The following is a 23,082-nucleotide window of genomic DNA, read 5'->3' on the forward strand; positions in this document are numbered from 1 at the left end:
GGTGGCAGGGAGGAGAAGGGGATGGGTGAGGCCGTCGGCCAGATGCTGGCCTCGGCCGTGGGTATCGCGATCAGCCCGATGCCGCTGGTCGCGGTGGTCCTGATAGTGGCGACCCCGAAGGGCAGGACCAACGGCCTGGCGTTCACCGCCGGCTGGGTGGTGGCGCTGGCGGCGGTGGTCACCGTGGTGGTGCTGGTCGGCTCGGGGCTGAGCGCCGACACCTCCGAGCCGACCTGGGCGTGGTGGCTGAAGCTGGCGCTGGGTCTGCTGTTCCTGCTGCTGGGGTTCAGACAGTGGAGGGGCCGCCCGCGCGAGGGCCATGTGCACGGGCCGCCGAAGTGGATGCAGGCGGTCGACCGCTTCACCCCGGGCAGGGCGGCCGGGTTGGCGGCCGCCCTGGTGGCGGCCAACCCGAAGAACCTGGTCCTGGCGGTGGGCGGTGCGGTCTCGATCGCGACGAGTACGGCCTCCGGCGCCGGCAAGGCGGTCGCGGCCGTGCTGATGGTGCTGATCGGCTCGCTCTGCACCGTGGTGCCGCTGGCGGTCCACCTGTTCGGCGGCGACCGGTCGGCCCGGGTGCTGGGCGAGTGGAAGGCGTGGCTGGCCACGCACAACGCGGCGATCACGATGGTCGTCCTGGTCGTCCTCGGCGCGAAGTACGTCGGTGACGCCATCGCCGGTCTGACCGGCTGAGGCCCGGCGACCGCTGCGCGACGGCGGGCCGCCCCGGTGGCGGCCGACCCGCCCGCCCGCCACCGTCTCTCCGGTTCAGCGCGCCGACGCGGGGGCGGACGCGCCGCCCGTCGTGGCCGGCGAGGCGGACCCACCCGTCGACGCCGTTCCGCTCGGCGTCCCCGTCGGCGCCCCCGTGGGTGTCCCGCCGGGCGTCGCCGACGGAGCCGTGGTCGGTGCGGCCGTCCGCGTGGCGGTCGGCGAGGCCGTGGCGGCCGGCGAGGACGGCGTCGCCGTGGGCCCGGGACCGGTCGGTGGGGCGGACGGCGTACCGCCGGTGGGCGCGGGGCCCGGGCCGGTCGGGGTGGTGCTCGGCTCGGCCGGGACGGAGGTGCTGCCGCCCCGGTGCTGCGGACCGCCCTCCAGGGTGACCACCGCCTGTGAGGGCGGCAGCGCGATCCGGGCGGTCCAGTGCGTGTTCGGTGCGAGGTCCTCGTCGACGGTGACGATCACCGTGATCCGCTGGCCCGGCGCGAGCGTCCCGGCGTCCCGGCTGAGCCGGAGCCAGCCGGCGTCCACCTCGGCGTGCCAGCGGATCTCGGTGGCGCCGGAGTTGGTCAGGGTGAGGACGGTCCGGGTGCCGTAGTCGCCGGCCTCGACCGTCAGCAGCCCGACCGGTGCGGGAGCGGGTGCCCCCGCCGGCGCGGACCCCGGGCCGGGGCCGGTGGCGGTGCCGGTGCCGGTGGCGGTGGGGGCCGGTGCGGCGATCAGCGTCGGGCTGCCGAGCGGGGTCGCGCCCCGGCCGGGCACCGGGATCGCGGGGCCCTGGATCCCAGGAAGCAACGTTTCTGCAGACCTCGGTCCGGCCCCGGCCAGCTCCAGCCCGGCCACCGCCGGAGCCGCCCCCACGGCCCCCACCACCTCGCCCGCCTGCCCGGCGACCGGTCCGCTCGGCCGGCGCCCGGCCGTCCGCCCGTCGTCCTCGACCCGGACCGAGGAGACCGAGGCCGCCGCCCCGGTGCCGCTACCGCCCCGGTGACCGGCCCAGAGCGCGACCACCGGCGCGGCCAGTACGGCGGCCAGCACCCCGGTGGTCACCACCCGGCGGCGTACCGCCCGGGCCCGGCCGCTGTCCGGCACGCGGTGGCGGGGGAACCCGCCCTGGTCGAACCGCAGGCCCGGCTCGACCACCGGCGCCGGCGCCGACGACCTGCGCCACACGGCCTCTCCCGCCACGCGCGGCAGGAACGTCGCCCCGTCTTCGCGCTGTGCCGCGTCGTCCCGCCGGCCCCCGGCGGCCCCGGGTGCCGACAGCACCGGCAGCCCCGACAGGCCCTCGGCGCCCTGCAGCACCTCGCCGGCCACCCGCTCCGCGGTACCCCGACAGGTCGGACAGTCCGCCACGTGCTGCACCAGCTCCCGGCGCAGTGCGGGGCCGAGCACCCAGTCCCGCCAGCTCTCCGCCCCGGCCCCGCCGAGCCGGTCCAGTTCGGGACAGCTGCCGACGCCGAGCACCAGCAGCGCCGCCCTGGTCCGGCCGACCTCGGCCTCGGCCGAGGCGAGCAGCGCACGGGAGGACTCGAAGGGGACCCCCAGTACGGCCGCCACCTCGATCGGGCTCAGCCGGTGGCGCACCGACAGCTCCAGCGCCTCGCGCTGCTCGGGGTCGGTGCCGGCCGCCTCGGGCCAGGCGAGCGAGGCCAACTCCTGCCGCCGCCGGCCGGCCTCCGCCGCCGAGAGCCCGGCCGCCCCCGCACCGGTCACCCCGACCGGCCCGGCCGCATGCGCGCCGGCCGCCGCATCAACGGCACCGGCGCCAGCGCCCGGGCCGAAGCCGGCCCCGTCCTCCAGGCGGCGCAGGCAGCAGTACCGGGCCAGCGAGTACAGCCAGGCCCGGACCAGTCCGGGCTCGGCCAGGCGGGCCCCGTGCCGCAGCGCCAGTTCACGCACCTCGCGCAGGGCGGCGGCGGCCGCGTCGTGCTCGCACAGCACCGAGAGGCAGTAGGTGAACAGGCCGTCCACCTGCCGGTCGTACGCCGCGAGCACGGGGTCGCGCGGCCCTTCAGTACGCGTTGTCACCCGTCCGACGGTAGAGACGCCGGGGGCCGTGCCCGGGCTGTTCCCCGCTGTTGTACTTCTTTCGGGTAACAACATCGCCCATTCGTGGACCGCGGCCGCCCCCACCGTCCCACCCGCGCTCCCGTCGAACGACGGCCCCGAAGCCACCGGACGACCCTCCCGCCCCCACGCCCGCGCCGCCGGCCCCGCCGCCCCACCCGCGTTGTCGGACCCAGGCGCTACGGTGACCGCATGGCTGCCCGCACCAAGACCACCGCCAAGCCGCGCCCGGCGTACCGCTGCACCGAGTGCGGCAACCAGCTGCCCAAATGGGTCGGCCGCTGCCCGGAGTGCAACGCCTGGGGCACGGTCGAGGAGTACGGCGCGGTGCCGATCAGGACGACGGCCGCCGGGCCGGTGAGCGCGCCCGCCCGCCCGATCGGCCAGGTCGACGGCCAGGTGGCGACGGCCCGCTCCACCGGCGTGCCCGAGCTGGACCGGGTGCTCGGCGGCGGCCTCGTCCCCGGCGCCGTGGTGCTGCTGGCCGGCGAGCCCGGCGTCGGCAAGTCCACCCTGCTGCTGGACGTCGCGTCCAAGGCGGCCAGTGCCCAGCACCGCACGCTCTACGTCACCGGCGAGGAGTCGGCCGGCCAGGTCCGGCTGCGGGCGGACCGGATCAACGCGCTCTCCGAGCACCTGTACCTCGCCGCCGAGTCGGATCTCGGCGCCGTCCTCGGGCACATCGAGGCGGTGAATCCGGGTCTGCTGATCCTGGACTCGGTGCAGACCATCGCCTCCGCCGAGCTGGACGGCGCACCCGGCGGGCCGGCCCAGGTCCGCGAGGTGGCCGGTGCGCTGATCCGGGCGTCCAAGGACCGTGGCATGGCCACCCTGCTGGTCGGCCACGTCACCAAGGACGGCCAGATCGCCGGCCCCCGCCTGCTGGAGCACCTGGTGGACGTGGTGCTGAGCTTCGAGGGGGACCGGCACGCCCGGCTGCGCATCATCCGCGGGGTCAAGAACCGGTACGGCGCCACCGACGAGGTCGGCTGCTTCGAGCTGCACGACGAGGGCATCGTGGGCCTGGCCGATCCGTCCGGCCTCTTCCTGACCAGGCGTGACAAGCCCGTCCCCGGCACCTGCCTGACCGTCACCCTGGAGGGCCGCCGCCCGCTGGTGGCGGAGGTCCAGGCGCTGATGGTGGATTCGCAGATCCCGTCCCCGCGCCGGACGACCTCCGGTCTGGAGTCGCCCCGGATCGCGATGATCCTGGCCGTGGTCGAGCGGCACGGCGGGGTCAAGCTCGGCAAGCAGGACATCTACACCGCGACGGTCGGCGGGGTGAAGCTGAGCGAGCCGTCGGCGGACCTCGCGATCGCCCTCGCCGTCGCCAGTTCCTCCTCGGACACCCCGCTGCCGAGCAACCTGGTGGCGATCGGTGAGGTCGGGCTCGCGGGCGAGGTGCGGCGGGTGACGGGTGTGCAGCGGCGGCTGGCCGAGGCGCACCGGCTGGGCTTCACGCACGCGCTGGTCCCGCCGGACCCGGGCAAGGTGCCGGCGGGGATGAAGGTGGTCGAGGTCGCGGACATCGGTGAGGCGTTGCGGGCCATCCCGGGCCGTCGCCGGGCCGCCGCCAAGCCGCGCGGCGAGGCGGCGTCGACGCCGCCCACCCCGCGTCGGGCCACCGCCGCAGCACCCGTCGCAGCACCCGTCGCCGCCTACCCGGAGGAGCTCATGGAGGGGTGGGAGCCGATCGACTCGGACGAACTGCGCTGACCCAAGCCCTGTTAATGCCGCACGCAGTTAGACTTTCCCCTGTCCAATCGGCAATAAGGCAGTAATAAGCGACAGAGCGACAGACCGTAGGCCGGCGCCCGGCGCGAGGCGCGCGGTACGGGGTCGACCGGAGGAGTCACGTGGCAGCCAGCGACCGGGCGGACAAGTCCTCCCGCGAGGAGGCCCTGCTCCGGGCCTCCCTCACCGCCATCGCCCCCGGCACGGGGCTGCGTGACGGCCTGGAGCGGGTGCTGCGGGCCAACACGGGCGGTCTGATCGTGCTCGGCTTCGACAAGACCGTCGAGTCGATCTGTACCGGTGGGTTCGTCCTGGACGTCGAGTTCACCGCGACCCGGCTGCGCGAGCTGTGCAAGCTCGACGGCGCCGTGGTGCTGGACAAGGACATCACCAAGATCGTCCGGGCCGGGGTCCACCTGATGCCGGACTCCACCATCCCCACCGACGAGACCGGCACCCGCCACCGCACCGCGGAGCGGGTCAACCGGCAGACCGGGTTCCCGGTGGTCGCGGTCTCGCACTCGATGCGGCTGATCGCGATGTACGTCAACGGCACCCGCCGGGTGCTGGAGGACTCGACCACCGTCCTCTCCCGGGCGAACCAGGCGCTGGCCACCCTGGAGCGGTACAAGCTCCGGCTGGACGAGGTGGCCGGGACGCTCTCCGCCCTGGAGATCGAGGACCTGGTGACGGTCCGGGACGTCACCGCCGTCGCCCAGCGGCTGGAGATGGTCCGGCTGATCGCCACCGAGATCGCCGGCTACGTGCTGGAGCTCGGCATCGACGGCCGGCTGCTCTCGCTCCAACTGGACGAGCTGATCGCGGGTGTGGAGCCGGAGCGCGAGCTGGTCGCCCGGGACTACTTCCCGGAGCGGGCCGCCAAGAAGGGCCGGACGGTCACCGAGGTGCTGGCCGATCTGGAGGCGCTGACCCACGCCGAGCTGCTCGACCTGCAGACCGTCGCCAAGGCGCTCGGGTACTCGGGCACGCCGGAGTCGCTGGACTCCGCGGTCTCGCCGCGCGGCTACCGGCTGCTGGCCAAGATCCCGCGCCTGCCCAACACCGTGATAGAGCGGCTGGTCGAGCATTTCGGCGGACTGCAGAAGCTGCTCGCGGCCAGCATCGACGATCTGCAGACGGTCGAGGGCGTCGGCGAGACCAGGGCGCGCTCGGTGCGCGAGGGCCTGTCCCGCCTTGCCGAATCGTCCATCCTGGAGCGCTACGTCTGACGGTGCCCCGGTACGCGGGGCCGGCCCCCGGGGAGCGATCTCCGGGGGCCGGCCCGTTCTCGGGCTCCGTTGCCGGGTCACTGTCGCCGCGTCACCGTTGCCGGGGCGCTGTTGCCGTCGCGCCGCTGTCGCCGCCGTTGTCGAGCACCCGGACCCCGACCTCCTCGGCGCCCTCGGCGACCCCGTAGGTGCTGCCCGCGATGGTCGCCGCGACCCCCTGGGTCGGCAGCCGGCCGCCGGGCCTGCCTGGCCGTCAGGGCGGCCTCGTGGCCCTTCACCGCCCGGTGCCAGGTTCGCTGGATGCGGCCGCCGTGGCGGGCCACCACGTGCCGGCCCTGCTCGGAACGGGCGGGATCCGGCCGCCGTCCGGGCGTCACCCGCGGACACCGGCCGACACCCTTCCTCAACGCCGCCGCGGCGGGGTGTGCCGCCCGGGCGGCCGGAACGCGCCGAAGCCCCGGCGCGACGGGCGCCGGGGCTTCGGGGGCGGGGTGTTCGGGGGGTGCTCAGCTCTCCAGGCGGATCGAGGAGCGAGCCGACACCTGGCCCCCGGAGAGGCCGGTGAGGTCGGCGACCACCAGGTAGGTGCCGGCGGGAGCGCTGGTCGCGTCGGCGGTGGCGCACTGCGGCTTGCTGCGGCCGCGGTCCCAGCTGAAGGTCTCGGTCAGGCCGCCGTTCGCCGGGATCTGCGCCCAGTTGCTGCCGCGGTCGGCCGGGCAGTCGCCGGAGGACCAGACGCGGTCGCCGTTGCTGGCCGTCACGGTGATGGCCGAGGCCGTCCGGCCCAGGTCCACCCGGCAGTTGGCGCCGGAGGAGTTGTGGACGGTCAGCGTCAGCTTCGGCTTGTCCTTGGGCTGGTAGGAGTTCTGGGCACTGGCCAGTTCCAGCGTCACCTGGGAGGAGGCGCAGACGGGCAGCGCCATCACCTCGGAGGTGTTCACGGGGGGAGTGCCGCCACCGCCGCTGGTGCCGCCGGCCGCGCCGCCGCCCGTGGCCGAGCCGCCCGCGGCGGACCCGCCCGTGGCCGATCCGCCGGTGGCGGGGGCCGGGTTGGGCGCGCCGCCCGTGCCGCCGGTGCTGAGACTGACGTCACCGCCGCCGGATCCGGAGACCGCGCCCCCGGTCGGGTTGGTGCCGCCCGTCCCGCCGCCGCCGGGGCGCGAGTTGTTCGCGGGGCCGCTCGGGGACGCGCCGGGCGTGATCGCCTCGGCGGGGGTCTGGGTCTGGGACGGCGCGGCCTGCGCGGCCTTGCCCGCCGGTCCGTCACCACCACCGCCCTGATCGGACATCAGCCAGACGAGCAGGGCGACGACCGCGGCGACGGCGACGAGCACGACAAGGCGCCGTCGCCAGTAGATCGAGGCAGGCAACGGTCCCACGGGTTGACGCAGAGAGGGCACACCCGAACTCTACGAGACTGTGTGTGCCCTTTGACTCACCAACACCGCACACTCGCCCCTTCTTTCACATGATCCGCCATATGCGCCGTTCGGGGGAGGCCTGGTGGGGGCCTTTCGAAGGAATCCGGAGTTCACCCATCCGCTTCGGGTCCCGGCGCGGACATGGGAGGATCGCAGGGCCATGGCTGCCATCACCGTCACCCCCGCCGTCCCCGCCCCCGCGTCCACAGCGGCTGCCCCGCCGGCACTGCCGCTGCCGCTGCCGGTGCTGCACTCGACCGTCCTCGGCTGGTACGACGCCCATGCGCGCGATCTCCCCTGGCGGACCTCGGAGGCATCGCCCTGGGCGGTGATGGTCAGCGAGTTCATGCTTCAGCAGACCCCGGTGAAGCGGGTGCTGCCCGTCTACGAGGCCTGGCTGGAGCGCTGGCCGACACCGGCGGACCTGGCGGCCGACGCGCCCGGCGAGGCGGTCCGGATGTGGGGCCGCCTCGGCTACCCCCGGCGGGCGCTGCGCCTGCACGGGGCGGCGGTGGCGATCACCGAGACGCACGGCGGCGTCGTCCCGGACGACCACGCGACGCTGCTCTCGCTGCCGGGGGTGGGGGAGTACACGGCGGCCGCGGTGGCGTCCTTCGCCTTCCGTCAGCGGCACGTGGTGCTGGACACCAACGTCCGGCGGGTCTTCGCCCGCGCGGTGACGGGGGTGGAGTACCCGGCCCAGGCCACCACGGCGGCCGAGCGGCGGACGGCCGCCGCGCTGCTGCCCGACGACGCCGAGACGGCGGCGACCTGGGCGGTCGGCGTGATGGAGCTCGGGGCGCTGGTCTGCACGGCGCGCGGGCCGGAGTGCGGCGGCTGTCCGCTGTTCAGCCACTGCGCCTGGCAGCGGGCCGGCTGCCCGCCCTACGAGGGCCCGGCCCGGCGTGGCCAGTCCTACGAGGGGACCGACCGGCAGGTGCGCGGGAAGCTCCTCGCGGTGCTGCGGGACGCGCACGGCACGGTCGAGCAGGTGCGGCTGGACGCGGTCTGGCCGGACGCGGTGCAGCGGGCCCGGGCGCTGGACGGACTGGTCGCCGACGGCCTGGTCGAGCCGGTGGAGCAGGGCGTCTACCGGCTGCCGCAGTAGCATCGGGCGGCTGCCGCTCGCGCCGCCCCCTCCGCGCACGCGTGCCCGCAGCCGCGAAACGCAGGCGACGCGAAACGCCGGAGCCGCGAATGCCCGGGGACGCGACTGCCCGGAGCCACCGAACGCCGGAGCCACCGAACGCCCGAGTCACAAACGCCCGGAGACGCGAAATCCCCCCTCCCGGCGCGGGAGGGGGGACTTGGGGGCGTCAGATCGCGACGGCCTCGACGTTGGGCTCGGTGCCCTTGTCGTCGCCCTTCGCCGGCGAGCCGGTGCCGCGCAGCGGCACCTCGCGCATGAACACCGCGGCGGCGATCGAGATCACCGCGACGGCGGCACCCCAGAGGAAGACGGTGTGCATGCCGTTGGCCACGGCGTGGTGGTAGGCGTCCTGGACCGGGGCGGGCAGCTCCCGCAGCGCGGCCGGGCTCAGGGAGCCCGGGTCGCCCTTGCCGCCGCCGTTGGCGGCCGCGTCGCCGAGCCGCTCCTTCATGGTCTCGGAGACCCGGCTGTTGAACAGGGCGCCGAACAGCGCCACGCCGAAGGAACCGCCGATGGTACGGAACAGCGTGGCGGTGGAGCTGGCCACGCCCATGTCCTTGAGCTCGACGCTGTTCTGCGCGACCAGCATGGTGATCTGCATCAGGAAGCCCATGCCGGCGCCGAGCACCACCATCCAGCAGGCGGAGGTGAAGCCGCTGGTGTCGGTGGAGAGCGTGGACAGCAGCAGCATGCCGACGGTCATCACGATCGTGCCGATGATCGGGTAGATCCGGTACTTGCCGGTCTTGGTCACCGCCTGGCCGACCACCAGGGAGATGACCAGCATGCCGAACATCATCGGCATCAGCAGCAGACCCGAGTTGGTGGCCGAGGCGCCCTGCACGGTCTGCTGGTAGAGCGGCAGGAAGACGGTCGAGCCGAACATCACGAAGCCGACGATGAAGCCGATCAGCGACACCAGGGTGAAGTTCAGGTTCTTGAACAGGTCGAGCGGGAGCATCGGCTCCTCGACCCGCTGCTCGACGTAGCAGAAGGCGATCAGCGTGGCGGCGGCGAGCGCGGCCAGGCCCAGGATCTGCTTGGAGCCCCAGGCGTACTCCTGGCCGCCCCAGGTGGTGATCAGGGTGAGTGCGGTGATGCCGGTGGTGAGCAGGAGCGCGCCGAGGTAGTCGATGCGGGCCTTGCTGCGGACCTTCGGCAGCTTCAGGGTGACCACGACGACGGCGAGCGCGACCACGCCGAGCGGCAGGTTGATGTAGAAGGTCCAGTGCCAGCTCAGGTGGTCGGTGATGAAGCCGCCGACCAGCGGGCCGCCGATGGTGGCCAGTGCCATCACCGCGGCGAACATGCCCTGGTACTTGCCGCGGTCACGCGGCGGGACCAGCGCGCCCATGATCGACATCACGCCGACCATCAGACCGCCGGCGCCCAGGCCCTGGAGGGCGCGGAAGCCGATCAGCTCGTTCATGTTCTGCGAGAGGCCGGAGAGGGCCGAGCCCGCGAGGAAGATGACGATCGAGGTGAGGAAGGTGCCCTTGCGGCCGTAGAGGTCGCCGAGCTTGCCCCAGATCGGGGTGGAGGCGGCGGTGGCCAGGGTGTACGAGGTCACCACCCAGGCCAGGTGCTCGGCGCCGCCGAGGTCGCCGACGATCGTCGGCATCGCGGTGCCGACGATCAGGTTGTCGAGCATGGCCAGCAGCATGGTGACCACCAGGCCGATCATGACCAGGCGGATCTCGCGGGGGGAGCGCGGCTGCTCCTCCTCGGTCGTCTTCGTTTCCGGCGCCGGGGTTTCGGCCTTGGGTTGTGACATGGGGTGGTGTCTCCCGGACTGGAGGCGGACGACCGATCTGGCCTGCGGAAGGCTTACTTACTTGTCGCCCGGCTAGTTTGTGGACCGTCGGCACGGTAAGTTGTCCACTAGCCGGTCGTCAAGCCAGTTTCTCGGCCGACCGCCCGGGCGGGGAGAATGAGTTCGGACAGGCGTTGGACCGGCGCCCGCCGAACGCAGCCGCAGTAGTCACCGACGCAGTCAACGAGGCAGGCCATGGGTACGACGCACAGCCCCCGCAGCGACACCCGGGCCCGCATCGTCGCGGTCGCACTGGAGCTCTTCGCCGAACAGGGTTACGAGCAGACCTCGCTGCGGGAGATCGCCGACCGCCTCGGCGTCACCAAGGCCGCGCTCTACTACCACTTCAAGACCAAGGACGACATCGTCCACGGCATCGTGCAGAGCATGGCCGCGCCGATCGACGAGACCATCGCCTGGGGCCGGGAGCAGGAGTGGACGCCCGCGCTGCGGGACGAGCTGATCCGACGGTTCGCTGCTGGCATGTCGGAGCGGGCCCCGCTGCTGCGCTTCTTCCACGAGAACCAGCCCGCGCTGCGCGACTCGCCCGCCGGGCTGGAGTTCAAGGAGCGCATGATCGCGATGGTCCAGCTGGTGCACGGCCCGGACGCCACCTTCGAGGACCGGCTGCGTGCCGCGATGTCGTTGTTCACCATCAACTCGGCACTGTTCCTGATCAAGCAGGACGCCTCCGAGGGCCAGAAGCCCGGGCACGTCCCGGAGCACGCGGTACCGGTGGCCACCGTCGAGGAGGCGATGGCGGCGGCGCAGCGGGTCGCGCTGGAGATCGGCGCCCTGATCAGCCCCCCGGCGCGGGTCTGAACCGGTCTGCCGACACGCGTTCGGGCGAGGCCCGAGCCACCCATGACGCCCGAGGGCGGGCCGGTCACCGACCGGCCCGCCCTCGTCGTTCGCCGTGGCCTCAGAAGCCGGTGACGCCGTGCCCGGAGAGGTAGGCGATCGGGTTGATCACCGCGCCGTAGTGGTTGCTGGAGCGGATCTCGAAGTGCAGGTGGGGACCGGTCGAGTTGCCGGTGTTCCCGGACCGGCCGATCTGCTCGGCGGCCGACACCCGGTCACCCGCCGACACCGAGATCGCCGACATGTGCGCGTACTGCGCGAACCGCCCGTCGGCCAGCCGCAGCACGACCTCCTTGCCGTAGGCGCCGTCCCAGCCGGCCGACACCACGGTGGCGTTGCCGACCGCGAGCAGCGGGGTGCCCGGCTTCACCGCGAAGTCCACCCCGGTGTGGTAGCCGGCCGCGTACTCCGGGTTGGCCACGCCGTACGGATTGCTGGTCGGCGCGCCCGGCACCGGGGCGGACCACTCGGGGGCCGGGGCAGGCGCCGGTGCCGGGGCAGGGGCAGGGGCGGGGGCGGGCTCGGGGGCCGGAGCAGGGGCGGGCTCGGGCGCCGGAGCCTGGTCGGCGGACGGCGCGGGCGCGGGCGCTGCCGGCGGCTCCGGGGGCAGCAGGTTGGCGGCCACCGCCACGTACTCCTGCGCCGAGCCGTGCTGCGGCAGGTGGTACGAGCTCGGGCCGGCGACCTGCACCGGCGCGGGGGCGGGCACCGCGTCCGGCGAGGCGGTGAACGCCGAGCTGCCGGGGGTGGTGGGTATGACCGTCTGCGCCGAGGCGCTGCCCGGGGCGGCGACCAGCAGGGCGCCGGACAGTATCACCGCGCTCGCGCCGATCGCGGTGACGGTGCGGTGGCGGTCGGTCCGGAGCGGGCCGCCGGGCAGGGTGTGACGGGGCGCGGTGAGCGTGCGCAGCGGGGCGGCGTGGGTGCGGACGGCCTGGCCGAGCCGGGGCTGCCAGGTCGTCGCCTGGGTCGCCGCGCGGGCGGCGAGGCGGCGGAGGGCCGGCCCCATGGGCGGGACGGAAGACATCGGGTAGCTCAACCTCACGGACGTACGGGGGCACAACGAGCCCGTTCGGGCGTGCTGAGCGGGGGACCACTCAGGTGTAACCGTCACCGAGCGGACTCCCAAAAGGTGTGACCTACTACGGCGTGTAGTCAGCGTTGCGCCGGAGATTCAAGCTGACGGAGTAACGATCATGTGATCCGACAGTCCGGTCACGGGCCATGGGCGCCCGGGGGCCGCCGCGCCTCGCTACTACCGCCGCTCGTACCGCGGCGGGCGCTTGTGACCAGTGCCACCCGTCACCGGTGTTTGGCGGGCGCCGGGCGGGTCCGTCGGGACCGCACCGCTGACCCGGCGCCCTCCCTGCGGGACCATCGACGCATGTATCCCAACAGGAGCGAAGAGACCGACGGCAGCCACGGGCCGAGCCGCCAGGAGCGCCGGTACGCCGCGCTGCGGGCCAGCGAGCGGCTGCTCTCCGGCACCCGGCCGCGAAGCCTGCGCGAGCGGCTCGCCGCCCTGGCCGAGGACGGCGAGAACACGTACGACCTGGACCGGCGGCCGGACATGTACGGCGACGGCGTGGTGCGGGCACTGGAACACCGCGTGGCCGAGCTGCTCGGCACCGAGGACGCGGCGTTCTTCCCCACCGGCACGATGGCCCAGCAGGTCGCGCTGCGGATCCATGCCGAGGCCGCCGGCCTGCCGACGGTGGCCACGCACCCGCTCGGCCACACCGAACTCCACGAGCGGCACGCGCTGGTGCAGCTCAGCGGCCTGCGCAGCGTCTGGCCCACGGTCGCGCCGCGCCAGCCGACGGCGGCCGAGCTCAGGGCCTTCGACGAGCCGTACGCCGCGCTGGTCCTGGAGCTGCCGCTGCGCGAGGCCGGCTTCGTCCTGCCGTCCTGGGCGGACCTGCTGGCCGTGGCCGCGGTGGTCCGGGAGGAGCACGGCGCCGCGCTGCACCTGGACGGTGCCCGGCTCTGGGAGTCGGTGGTCCACTTCGGCCGTCCGTTGCCGGAGATCGCCGCGCAGGCCGACTCGGTCTACGTCTCCTTCTACAAGACCCTCGGCGGGATCAGCGGCGCCGCGCTGGCCGGCCGGGCCTCCTTCGTCCGGACCGCCAAGGCCTGGCGGCACCGCTACGGGGGCCAGCTCTTCCAGCAGTGGCCAGCCGCGCTGGCCGCGCTGGCCGGTCTGGACCGCGAACTGCCGCGCCTGGACGGCTACGTCGCACACGCCAAGACGGTCGCGGCGGCGCTCGGGGAGGGGTTCTCGGGCGTTCCGGGGGCCAGGGTCCACCCGGCCCCGCCGCACACCCACCAGTTCCAGCTCTGGCTCCCGTACACCCCCGAGGAACTGGATCTGGCGGGCCTGCGGCTGGCGGAGGAGTCCGGGACGGCGCTGTTCGGCGGCTGGCGGGAGCAGGGCCTGCCGGGGCTGTCGATGACGGAGGTCACGGTGGCCGCGGACGCGCTGGAGTGGACCGGGAGGGACGTCGCGGACGCGGTGGACGCCTTCCTCGCGCTGCTGCCCAAGCGGCCGGTCTGAGCGTCCGCTCGGTGAGCGGCAGCGTCAGGCCCGGCCGGGCCTGACGCTGCGCCGATCGCCGCGGACAAGCGTCCGGCCCGCCCCCGCAGTTGCGGGGACGGGCCGGACGGGTGAATCAGGTGTGCCTGGTCAGAGGCTGATCGTCACTGCTCGATTCGATCAGTTGTCGACCGGGCGGACGCGGATCCAGGTCTCGAGGTAGTTCGAGGACTCGTTCTCGACCTCGATGCTGGTGCCGGTCTTCGGGACGATGACGCTGCTGTACGGGTTGTCCTTCGACCAGTACGACTTGAGGTCGCTGAACTCGTCGACGCCCTTGGCCTTCGGGACGACCGTCTCGACGCTGTTCTTGTGCAGGGTCAGGCTGTCGACCTTGCGCGAGCCGAAGGTCGAGTCGTAGCCCTGGATGCGCGGGCGCATCAGGGTGCCGTCGGCCCACTTGATCGGGGTCGGGTGCGAGTCGATCGGGAGGGCCAGGCCGGAACCCGGGTGGTTGGTGACGTTGTTGTCGCTCTGGGAGGTGTCCCACAGCCAGATCAGCAGACCGGCCTGGTAGGGGTAGTGCTCCACCCAGTTCGGCTTGGTGTTGGCGAAGCCGAAGTTGTACGGGCCGGTCTTCAGGGTCCGGTCGTACGAGATGTGCTGGCGGTTCTCGGCGATGTAGTACTGCGCGTAGTCGTTCGAGAACTGGCCGGTGATCCGGGAGAAGCCCTTGGCGGCCCAGCCGTTGTCGCCGTTCTCGGCACCGTCGGTGAAGACGGTCGCGCCGTCCACGGAGATGGCGATGTCGTCCAGGGCCAGGCCCTTGAGGTGCAGACCGCCGTCGGTGGTGTAGTGGAAGCGGACCTTGACGGCCTTACCCGCGTAGGCGTTCAGCGGGAACGACAGGTCGCCCCACTTGTTGCCCGAGTTGCCGGTCAGGCCGGCCTTGTCGGCGGCGTTCTTCGGGATCGCGACCCCGTTGAAGGTGCCGTCCAGGGCGGTCCAGTTGGCGCCACCGTCGGTGGAGACCTCGGCGTAGCCGTAGTCGAAGTCCTGCTCGATGTCGTACCAGGCCTTGGCCGTCAGCGCGCCGGCGGTCTTGCCGGTCAGGTCGACGTCACGGGTCAGCGACACGTTCAGGTCGTCGGCGCTGCCGCTCCACCACTCGTTGGCACCCGCGAACGGGGTGTTGATCGTGGTGGTGACCGTCTTCTTCGGCAGGTCGACGACCAGTGCCTGCGGAAGGGCGGTGTTGAACTCGACCGGGCCGATGTGGTGGGTCGACTCGGTGCCGGCCTTGGCCTTGTCGTACTTGAGCCAGCCGAGCTGGAGCTTGCTCCAGGCGTCGAGGTCGTTCGGCATGTCGCCGATCGAGTTCTTGCCCTCGCCGAGCCAGGAGCCCGAGGACATCAGCGACCAGAAGCCGACCGAGTTGTCGATCCCGCTGCCCGAGGTGTCGTACAGGTCCGGCAGACCGAGGTCGTGGCCGTACTCGTGGGCGAAGACACCGAGGCCGCCGTTCTCGGGCTGCATGGTGTAGTCACCGACCCAGATGCCGGTGGAGCCGACCGGGGTGCCGCCGAGCAGGTTGTCGGCGGGGCCGGCGGAGCCGGCCGCGGTGCCGTAGACGTACGAGCGGTGGGCCCACAGCGCGTTGTCGCCCTGCTTGCCGCCGCCCGCCGACTGGTCCTCACCGGCGTGCACGATCTGGAAGTGGTCGATGTAACCGTCGGGCTCGTTGAAGTTGCCGTCGTGGTCGAAGTCGTACCGGTCCCACTGGTCGTACTGCGCGATGGCGGCCTTGATCTGAGCGTCCGTCTGGCCCTTGGCCTTCTGGTCGGCGACCCAGGCGTTGACGCCGTCGCGGATCAGGTCCTGCGCGTTGTTGCAGACGTGCTGGCCGCAGTAGTCGGAGCCGTAACGGGCCTCGTTCCACGGGACCTTCACCCAGTCGGTGACCTGGCCGTCGACGGAGTAGCGGCCCGAGGACTGCTTCTCGTAGAAGGTCTTCAGCGAGTCCTGGGTCTTGCTGAAGTACATGTCCTGGTAGTGCTGCTGGTTGTAGTCAGCCTGCCAGAGCGTCGAGTTGTTGGTCGCCGCGTCGGGCTGCTGGATCTGGTTGTGCTGCGGACCGGGGTCCCCACCAAACTTGATCTTGCCGTCCGGCGTCTTCGTGGTGTTGTCCACCTGGTCGCTGAAGTCGACCAGGATGGTGAAGATCTTGTCCGTCCGCTCACGGGCGAGCTCGACGTACTTGTCCTTGCCCAGCTTGACGCTGGTGCTGCCGCCGTGCTCCTCGACCTTCGCGGTGCCGGCGAGCAGCTGCTCGGTGGCGGCCTTCTGCTCGGCCTCGACCTTCTCGGTCAGCGGGCCCGGCAGGTTGTGGTCGGTCTTGACCGACTGGACGGCGTCGGCGGGGTCGTTCGGAACGGGTGCCGAGCCGGCCGCGGTGGCCACGCTCGGGAACAGACCCGCGCCGAGAGCGGCTATGACCGCCCCGGCCGTGGCGGCCGCGGCGGCTTTCCTGGTCATCTTCAACGTTGTGACGTCCTCCCCAAACCGGTCCGGCTCTTGGCCATCCGGTAAACCAATGAAAGACAGGTGGACGACATTTGATCCAAGCGTGGACGGAAAAGATAGACCTTGACCGTGACATGGCTACGGCGCTATGCTCCGCGACCCACTATCAGCTGACGATCCGTCAACGTCATTGGCATTAAAGATGACTGCATATTCGATCGCACCCGGACCACCGCTCCACCAGGCCTCCCACCTGCGAGCTCGTGGGGTGGATCACAGTTTTCGTGACGGCACGGAAAAAGTCTGAGCCCCCGGCGCGAACGCCGGGGGCTCAGACGGTGTGCTGTTATCTGTTAACTGTTACTACTTCGTCAGGTCCGGACCGGGCGAGGCCACCGCGGCCGGAGTGTCCGCGACAGCGGACTTCTCCTCGCCGCGGAAGGTGAACTTCGCTTCCTTGCCCTCGCCCTCGACGCCGACGACCACGATGTGACCGGCCCGCAGCTCACCGAAGAGGATCTTCTCGGAGAGGTGGTCCTCGATCTCGCGCTGGATGGTGCGACGCAGCGGACGCGCGCCGAGCAGCGGGTCGTAGCCGCGCTTGGCGAGCAGCTTCTTGGCCTCGATGCTGAGCTCCAGGCCCATGTCGCGGTCCCGCAGCCGGCCGTCCACCTTGTCGATCATCAGGTCGACGATCTGGATGATGTCTTCCTCGGACAGCTGGTGGAAGACCACGATGTCGTCGACGCGGTTCAGGAACTCGGGGCGGAAGTGCTGCTTGAGCTCCTCGCCGACCTTCGCCTTCATCCGCTCGTACCCGGTGGTGGAGTCACCCGTGGCCGCGAAGCCCAGGTTGAAGCCCTTGGAGATGTCCCGGGTGCCGAGGTTGGTCGTCATGATGATGACGGTGTTCTTGAAGTCGACCACGCGGCCCTGGGAGTCGGTCAGGCGACCGTCCTCCAGGATCTGCAGCAGCGAGTTGAAGATGTCCGGGTGGGCCTTCTCCACCTCGTCGAAGAGGACGACGGAGAACGGCTTGCGGCGGACCTTCTCGGTCAGCTGGCCGCCCTCCTCGTAGCCCACGTAGCCGGGGGGCGAACCGAAGAGCCGGGAGACGGTGTGCTTCTCCGAGAACTCGGACATGTCGAGCGAGATGAGCGCGTCCTCGTCGCCGAAGAGGAACTCGGCGAGCGTCTTGGACAGCTCGGTCTTACCGACACCGGACGGGCCGGCGAAGATGAACGAGCCGCCGGGGCGCTTCGGGTCCTTGAGGCCCGCACGGGTGCGCCGGATGGCCTGGGAGAGCGCCTTGATGGCGTCCTTCTGGCCGATGACGCGCTTGTGCAGCTCGTCCTCCATGCGCAGCAGACGGGAGGACTCCTCCTCGGTCAGCTTGAAGACCGGAATGCCGGTGGCGGTGGCCAGGACCTCGGCGATGAGCTCCTCGTCGACCTCCGCGACGACATCCATGTCGCCGGCCTTCCACTCCTTCTCGCGCTTGGCCTTGGCCTGCAGGAGCTGCTTCTCGTCGTCGCGCAGGGACGCGGCCTTCTCGAAGTCCTGCGCGTCGATCGCGCTCTCCTTCTCGCGGCGCACGTCGGCGATCTTCTCGTCGAACTCGCGCAGGTCCGGCGGCGCGGTCATCCGGCGGATGCGCATCCGGGAGCCGGCCTCGTCGATCAGGTCGATGGCCTTGTCCGGCAGGAAGCGGTCCGAGATGTACCGGTCGGCCAGGGTGGCGGCGGCGACCAGGGCGGCGTCCGTGATGGAGACCCGGTGGTGGGCCTCGTAGCGGTCGCGCAGACCCTTGAGGATCTCGATGGTGTGCGGCAGCGACGGCTCGGCGACCTGGATCGGCTGGAAGCGGCGCTCCAGCGCGGCGTCCTTCTCCAGGTGCTTGCGGTACTCGTCGAGCGTGGTGGCACCGATGGTCTGCAGCTCGCCACGGGCCAGCATCGGCTTGAGGATGCTGGCGGCGTCGATGGCGCCCTCGGCGGCGCCCGCGCCGACCAGGGTGTGCAGCTCGTCGATGAACAGGATGATGTCGCCGCGGGTGCGGATCTCCTTGAGCACCTTCTTCAGGCGCTCCTCGAAGTCACCGCGGTAGCGCGAGCCGGCCACCAGGGCGCCCAGGTCCAGCGTGTAGAGCTGCTTGTCCTTGAGCGTCTCCGGGACCTCGCCCTTGACGATCGCCTGGGCCAGGCCCTCGACCACGGCCGTCTTACCGACGCCGGGCTCACCGATCAGCACGGGGTTGTTCTTGGTGCGGCGGGACAGCACCTGCATGACCCGCTCGATCTCCTTCTCGCGCCCGATCACCGGGTCGAGCTTGGCCTCGCGGGCGGCCTGGGTGAGGTTGCGGCCGAACTGGTCCAGGACCAGCGAGGTCGACGGGGTGCCCTCGGCGGGCCCGCCGGCCGTGGCCGACTCCTTGCCGCCACCGGTCTGGTAGCCGGAGAGCAGCTGGATGACCTGCTGGCGCACCCGGTTGAGGTCGGCGCCGAGCTTCACCAGGACCTGGGCGGCGACGCCCTCGCCCTCGCGGATCAGGCCGAGCAGGATGTGCTCGGTGCCGATGTAGTTGTGGCCGAGCTGCAGGGCCTCCCGGAGCGACAGCTCCAGGACCTTCTTCGCCCGGGGGGTGAAGGGAATGTGACCGGACGGGGCCTGCTGGCCCTGGCCGATGATCTCCTCGACCTGCTGGCGAACGGCCTCAAGAGAAATCCCGAGGCTCTCCAGGGCCTTAGCGGCGACACCCTCACCCTCGTGGATCAGACCCAGGAGGATGTGCTCGGTGCCGATGTAGTTGTGGTTGAGCATCCGGGCTTCTTCCTGAGCCAGGACGACAACCCGCCGCGCGCGGTCGGTGAACCTCTCGAACATCGTTTATCGCTCCTCAGAGCGGTCGGGCAGTTCGGGGTCGGTCCCCGCCCTGTCCTTCCGCATGCTAGTCCCGCTCAGCGGCGCGGCCCACGGATTCACTCCCCGGTACGGGAGCGACATGCTGCGCGACCAGCCGACACCAATACCAACCTGATGCTGGGAGACGGTGTTCCCACAGGTGGGCCGGATGCACCAGATACCGCTACGCCATCGGCGAACAACACCGGTCTCGGCGGATCCGGACGGTCTCCGGCGGGTCGCACGTACTGCCCCGGACGACGCCCTGGCGCCGTCCACCTGCATTCATACCCGGTATCGGGGCGGTTCTCGCACAGTTTCCGCGGTGGCGGTGTTCGCCTGGCGAGAAGTCGGCCGGCGGTGACGGCGGGTCAGCTCCGACCGCCGGGGCCGGTAGGCCATCCCGGTGGTGTCGGCGTTACCGCTTCGCCCCTACAGCGTTGCACAGCTCGTGATTGTTCCGCCGCCCGATCCGGTGCTGCCCGGGCGGGTGCCCGAAGGGGCGCCCGTGCCCCGGCAGGCCGCCGTGCCCCCGGGGCCGGGCGGACGGGCCGGACGGGCACGCGCCGCAGGGCGCGGAGAGAGTTCCTCCGCGCCCCGCGCATGTGCCAGGTGTGCCTCGGGCGACCACCGGAGCCCCGCACCCGCTCCGGCCGACCGGCACCGCCGGGGTCAGGCCGCGTTGGCCTTGTCGTAGGCCTCGCGGACGGTGCTCGGCACCCGGCCGCGGTCGTTGACGTCCAGGCCCTGCTCCTTGGCCCACGCGCGGATCTTTGCGGTGTCCGGCGCGCTGCCGGACGGACGCGGAGCCGCACCGCGGCCCGGGCGCCGGGCGCCGGCGAGCCGGCCGCTCTGCTTGCGGCCCTTCTCCACGTACGGCGCCAGCAGACCGCGCAGCTTGTCCGCGTTGGCGCTCTTCAGGTCGATCTCGTAGGCAACGCCGTCGAGCGCGAACGTCACCGTCTCGTCCGCCGAACCGCCGTCGAGATCGTCTTCAAGAATGACCTGCACCCTCTGTGCCACGGGCTTCCCTTTCCGCTAAACGACCCATTGCCTAAGGAAAGGAAAGCGCCTTTCTCCGGAAAACACAAACCCCTGCCCGGTCCGGGGGCCGCTCACAGGTGCAGCAGCATGCGCGAGTTGCCCAGTGTGTTGGGCTTCACGCGCTCCAGGTCCAGGAACTCCGCGACACCTTCATCGTACGAGCGGAGAAGTTCTTCATAGACATCCGTAGCGATCGCCGCCGGATCTGTCGTACCATCATCGGTTTCCTGGAGCTCGCCGATCTCGACGAAACCGTGTTTCGCGAAGAAGGGCACCTCGAACGTCAAGCAGAAAATCCGACGGACGCCGAGCCAGCGTGCGGTCTGCAGCAGCTTCTCCAGCAGGAGGTGGCCGACGCCGTGGCCGCGGCAGGACGGGTCGACCGCGAGGGTGCGCACCTCGGCGAGGTCCTCCCACATGACGTGCAGCGCGCCGCAGGCCACGACCGCCCCGGTGTCGTCGCGTTCCGCGACCCAGAACTCCTGCACGGATTCGAACAGGGTGACGGTGGGCTTGTCGAGCAGAATGCCGTCGCGCGAGTAGGCGTCGATGAGCCCGCGCACTGCCCGCACGTCCGTGGTCCGCGCCCGGCGGATGGTGACCTCCATGGCGGGACGTTATCGTGCCGGCCCCGGCCGGGTCTCCCCGGTATCCGTCCCGTCCTCCCCGGAATCGGGCCCGGTCGGATCGGGCGGGAACAGTGCGGCCACCCGCAACGCGTCGCGCAGCGCCTCGCGTTGCTCGGGCGACATCAGGCCGAAGAAGTGCACCAGGGCGGCCGCGGGATTGTCGCTGGTGGCCCAGGCGTCGTTCATCAGAGCGGCCGTGTACGCCTCGCGGGACGAGACCGGTTCATATCGATAGGCCCGCCCGGCGCGGTCCCGGCGGAGCCAGCCCTTTCTGTGGAGCTTGTCCAGGACGGTCATCACCGTGGTGTAGGCGATTTCGCGTTCCGACTGCAGATCCAGGAGAACCTCGCGAACCGTGACCGGTCGGTTCCACTGCCACACCCGGGTCATGATGGCGTTCTCAAGTTCGCCGAGTTGCCGGACCATAGTGCGGCCAGGATAGGGAGTGAAAGGGGCAAATCTTGTGAAGTGCGGCAAACCGGCGCGCCGCCACTCCCGGAATCGGGAATGGCGGCGCGCCGGTTCGGGAACGGGTCGGGGTCAGTCGACCGCGTCCTCCTTGGCCTTCTGGGCCCCGCCCTGGCTGCGGATGATGGCCCGCACCAGGAAGCCGAAGCCGATCGCCATGACCAGCGGCGGGACGATCGCGCTGACGTAGTCCATCAGGTCACTCCTCCTCGGTCCGGTCCGCCGCGGTGGCGGCGGACGCCTTGGGCTCCGGCTTCACGAGCGGGAAGAGCACGGTCTCCCGGATGTTCTTGCCGGTGAGCAGCATGATCAGGCGGTCCACCCCGAGGCCGAGGCCGCCGGTGGGCGGCATCGCGTACTCCAGGGCCCGCAGAAAGTCCTCGTCGACCTGCATCGCCTCGACGTCGCCGCCGGCCGCCAGCAGGGACTGCGCGGTCAGGCGGGCGCGCTGCTCGACCGGGTCGACCAGCTCGGAGTAGGCGGTGCCGATCTCGGTTCCGAAGATCACCAGGTCCCACTTCTCGGCCACGCCCGCGATCGAGCGGTGCTGGCGGGTCAGCGGGGAGACCTCGGTCGGGTAGTCCTTGATGAAGGTCGGCGCGACGGCGTTCTCCTCCAGCAGGCGCTCGACCATCTCCAGCACGATCTGGCCGTGGCCCCAGTCCTTCTCGAACGGGATGCCGTGCTCGGTGGCCAGCTTGCGCAGCTCCTCCACGCCGGTCTCCGGGGTGACCTCGGTGCCCAGGTGCTCGGAGATGCCCGGGTAGACGCCGACCTCGGCCCACGGCTCGGCCAGGTCGATCTCGTGCTCCACGCCGTGCGGGTCGAGGCCCCGGATCACCGTGGTGCCGAGCGCGTCCCGGGCGGCGTTGATGATCGTCGCCCGGATCAGCTCGGCCTGGGTGTCGTAGTCGCCGTAGGCCTCGTAGGACTCCAGCGAGGTGAACTCGGGGTTGTGGGTGGAGTCCGCGCCCTCGTTGCGGAAGTTGCGGTTGATCTCGAAGACCTTCTCCGCGCCGCCGACGACCAGCCGCTTGAGGTACAGCTCGGGGGCGATGCGCATGAACAGGTCGATGTCGTACGCGTTGATGTGGGTCTTGAACGGGCGTGCGTTGGCGCCGCCGTGCACCGGCTGCAGCATCGGGGTCTCGACCTCGATGTAGCCGCGCTCCTCGTAGGTGCGGCGGATCGAGCGGACCACCTTGCTGCGCAGGTGCAGGATCTCGCGGGCCTCGGGGTTGACGATCAGGTCCACGTACCGCTGGCGGACCCGGGCCTCCGGGTCGGTCAGGCCCTTGTGCTTGTCCGGCAGCGGGCGCAGGCACTTGGCGGTGAGCGCCCACTCGTCCACCATCACCGACAGCTCGCCGCGGCGGGAGGTGATCACCTCGCCCTCGACGCCGACCTGGTCGCCGAGGTCGATGTCGGACTTCCAGGCCGCCAGCCGCTCCTCGCCCAGCTTGTCCAGGGAGAACATCACCTGGAGGTCGCCGCTGCCGTCGCGCAGGGTGGCGAAGCAGAGCTTGCCGCCGGTGCGGGAGAGGATCACCCGGCCGGTGATGCCGACCCGCTCACCGGTCGCGGTGTCCGGGGCGAGGTCCGGGTGCTTGGCCCGGAGGTCGGCGATGGTGCTGGTCCGGGGGAAGCCGACCGGGTACGGGTCGACGCCGGCCGCCCGGAGCCGGTCCAGCTTCTCGCGCCGGACGCGCATCTGCTCGGGGAGGTCGTCGGTCGCGGGGATGGGGCTCTGATCGCTCACCCCCCCAGGGTAGCCAGCCCCGGAGCGCCGATCCGCCACGGGTTGGCCGTGCCGCCCGCCCCGCACGGCACGGCCGTCAGCGCCGAGCGGGCGGCCCGGCCGGCACCTCGCCGCGGGTGTGAGCGGGCCCGCCCCCGCCGTGCGGACGGCGGGGCGCCCCGAGCGGGTGGTCGAGGTGGCCTACGACCACATGGAGGGCACCCGGTTCCGGCACACCGCGCATCGCG

17 protein-coding genes are annotated in these 23,082 nt (G+C 71.8%); 6 read left to right on the forward strand and 11 right to left on the reverse strand.

Annotation, left to right across the window (positions count from 1 at the left end; all coding sequences use genetic code 11):
• Positions 1–21 precede the first annotated feature (21 nt).
• Positions 22–693, forward strand: a complete 672-nt coding sequence (locus tag AB0J08_RS18170; RefSeq protein WP_360634473.1) for a GAP family protein — start codon at positions 22–24, stop codon at positions 691–693.
• Between the two features lie 75 nt (positions 694–768).
• Here the strand turns inward: AB0J08_RS18170 and AB0J08_RS18175 are convergent, their stop codons facing one another.
• Positions 769–2,751 (reverse strand): sigma-70 family RNA polymerase sigma factor, encoded by a 1,983-nt coding sequence (locus tag AB0J08_RS18175; protein WP_360634476.1) that lies wholly within the window; start codon positions 2,749–2,751, stop codon positions 769–771.
• 231 nt (positions 2,752–2,982) lie between these two features.
• On the opposite strand from AB0J08_RS18175, the gene radA reads away from it, so the two are divergent.
• Entirely contained in the window at positions 2,983–4,506 is a 1,524-nt protein-coding gene (radA, locus tag AB0J08_RS18180) for a DNA repair protein RadA (RefSeq protein WP_360634479.1), read from the forward strand.
• A 140-nt stretch (positions 4,507–4,646) separates the two neighbouring features.
• A complete protein-coding gene (gene disA, locus AB0J08_RS18185; RefSeq protein ID WP_360634482.1) occupies positions 4,647–5,753 on the forward strand; it encodes a DNA integrity scanning diadenylate cyclase DisA in 1,107 nt (368 codons plus the stop codon).
• A gap of 506 nt (positions 5,754–6,259) precedes the next feature.
• On the opposite strand, the gene AB0J08_RS18190 is transcribed toward disA, so the two are convergent.
• Positions 6,260–7,132 carry a hypothetical protein gene (locus AB0J08_RS18190; protein WP_360634485.1) on the reverse strand — a complete coding sequence of 291 codons (873 nt, stop codon included), beginning with the start codon at positions 7,130–7,132 and terminating at the stop codon, positions 6,260–6,262.
• A 202-nt stretch (positions 7,133–7,334) separates the two neighbouring features.
• Between AB0J08_RS18190 and AB0J08_RS18195 the strand changes: the two genes are divergently transcribed.
• Positions 7,335–8,282 carry an A/G-specific adenine glycosylase gene (locus AB0J08_RS18195; RefSeq protein WP_360634488.1) on the forward strand — a complete coding sequence of 316 codons (948 nt, stop codon included), beginning with the start codon at positions 7,335–7,337 and terminating at the stop codon, positions 8,280–8,282.
• 208 nt (positions 8,283–8,490) lie between these two features.
• On the opposite strand, the gene AB0J08_RS18200 is transcribed toward AB0J08_RS18195, so the two are convergent.
• On the reverse strand, positions 8,491–10,098 hold the full coding sequence (locus tag AB0J08_RS18200; RefSeq protein ID WP_360634491.1) for an MDR family MFS transporter: 1,608 nt from the start codon (positions 10,096–10,098) through the stop codon (positions 8,491–8,493).
• Between the two features lie 234 nt (positions 10,099–10,332).
• Here AB0J08_RS18200 and AB0J08_RS18205 point away from each other — a divergent pair, with 234 nt between their 5' ends.
• Positions 10,333–10,959: a helix-turn-helix domain-containing protein gene (locus AB0J08_RS18205; RefSeq protein ID WP_360634494.1), complete on the forward strand. Its 627-nt coding sequence runs from the start codon at positions 10,333–10,335 to the stop codon at positions 10,957–10,959.
• A gap of 100 nt (positions 10,960–11,059) precedes the next feature.
• Here the strand turns inward: AB0J08_RS18205 and AB0J08_RS18210 are convergent, their stop codons facing one another.
• Positions 11,060–12,007, reverse strand: a complete 948-nt coding sequence (locus tag AB0J08_RS18210) for a M23 family metallopeptidase (RefSeq protein WP_360634497.1) — start codon at positions 12,005–12,007, stop codon at positions 11,060–11,062.
• 375 nt (positions 12,008–12,382) lie between these two features.
• On the opposite strand from AB0J08_RS18210, the gene AB0J08_RS18215 reads away from it, so the two are divergent.
• The gene (locus AB0J08_RS18215) at positions 12,383–13,552 is read left to right on the forward strand and encodes a beta-eliminating lyase-related protein (protein WP_360634500.1); all 1,170 of its coding nucleotides are present in this window, start codon (positions 12,383–12,385) and stop codon (positions 13,550–13,552) included.
• 159 nt (positions 13,553–13,711) lie between these two features.
• Here AB0J08_RS18215 and AB0J08_RS18220 read toward each other — a convergent pair whose 3' ends face one another.
• The 7 genes from AB0J08_RS18220 to lysX form a co-directional block, all read right to left on the reverse strand.
• The gene (locus tag AB0J08_RS18220; protein WP_360634503.1) at positions 13,712–16,066 is read right to left on the reverse strand and encodes an immune inhibitor A domain-containing protein; all 2,355 of its coding nucleotides are present in this window, start codon (positions 16,064–16,066) and stop codon (positions 13,712–13,714) included.
• Positions 16,067–16,417: 351 nt separating this feature from the next.
• A complete protein-coding gene (locus tag AB0J08_RS18225) occupies positions 16,418–18,937 on the reverse strand; it encodes an ATP-dependent Clp protease ATP-binding subunit (protein ID WP_360634506.1) in 2,520 nt (839 codons plus the stop codon).
• Positions 18,938–19,627: 690 nt separating this feature from the next.
• Positions 19,628–19,978, reverse strand: coding sequence for an Lsr2 family protein (locus AB0J08_RS18230; protein ID WP_360634509.1), 351 nt, complete (start codon positions 19,976–19,978; stop codon positions 19,628–19,630).
• Positions 19,979–20,070: 92 nt separating this feature from the next.
• Positions 20,071–20,607 (reverse strand): amino-acid N-acetyltransferase, encoded by a 537-nt coding sequence (locus AB0J08_RS18235; protein ID WP_329885568.1) that lies wholly within the window; start codon positions 20,605–20,607, stop codon positions 20,071–20,073.
• Between the two features lie 9 nt (positions 20,608–20,616).
• Positions 20,617–21,054 carry a BlaI/MecI/CopY family transcriptional regulator gene (locus AB0J08_RS18240; protein WP_360634512.1) on the reverse strand — a complete coding sequence of 146 codons (438 nt, stop codon included), beginning with the start codon at positions 21,052–21,054 and terminating at the stop codon, positions 20,617–20,619.
• 114 nt (positions 21,055–21,168) lie between these two features.
• The gene (locus AB0J08_RS18245) at positions 21,169–21,291 is read right to left on the reverse strand and encodes a hypothetical protein (protein ID WP_329488349.1); all 123 of its coding nucleotides are present in this window, start codon (positions 21,289–21,291) and stop codon (positions 21,169–21,171) included.
• A gap of 4 nt (positions 21,292–21,295) precedes the next feature.
• Positions 21,296–22,855 (reverse strand): bifunctional lysylphosphatidylglycerol synthetase/lysine--tRNA ligase LysX, encoded by a 1,560-nt coding sequence (lysX, locus tag AB0J08_RS18250; RefSeq protein ID WP_360634515.1) that lies wholly within the window; start codon positions 22,853–22,855, stop codon positions 21,296–21,298.
• Between the last annotated feature and the right edge of the window lie 227 nt (positions 22,856–23,082).

The sequence above is a fragment of the Kitasatospora sp. NPDC050463 genome (genome assembly GCF_040655255.1).
GTDB lineage: Bacteria > Actinomycetota > Actinomycetes > Streptomycetales > Streptomycetaceae > Kitasatospora.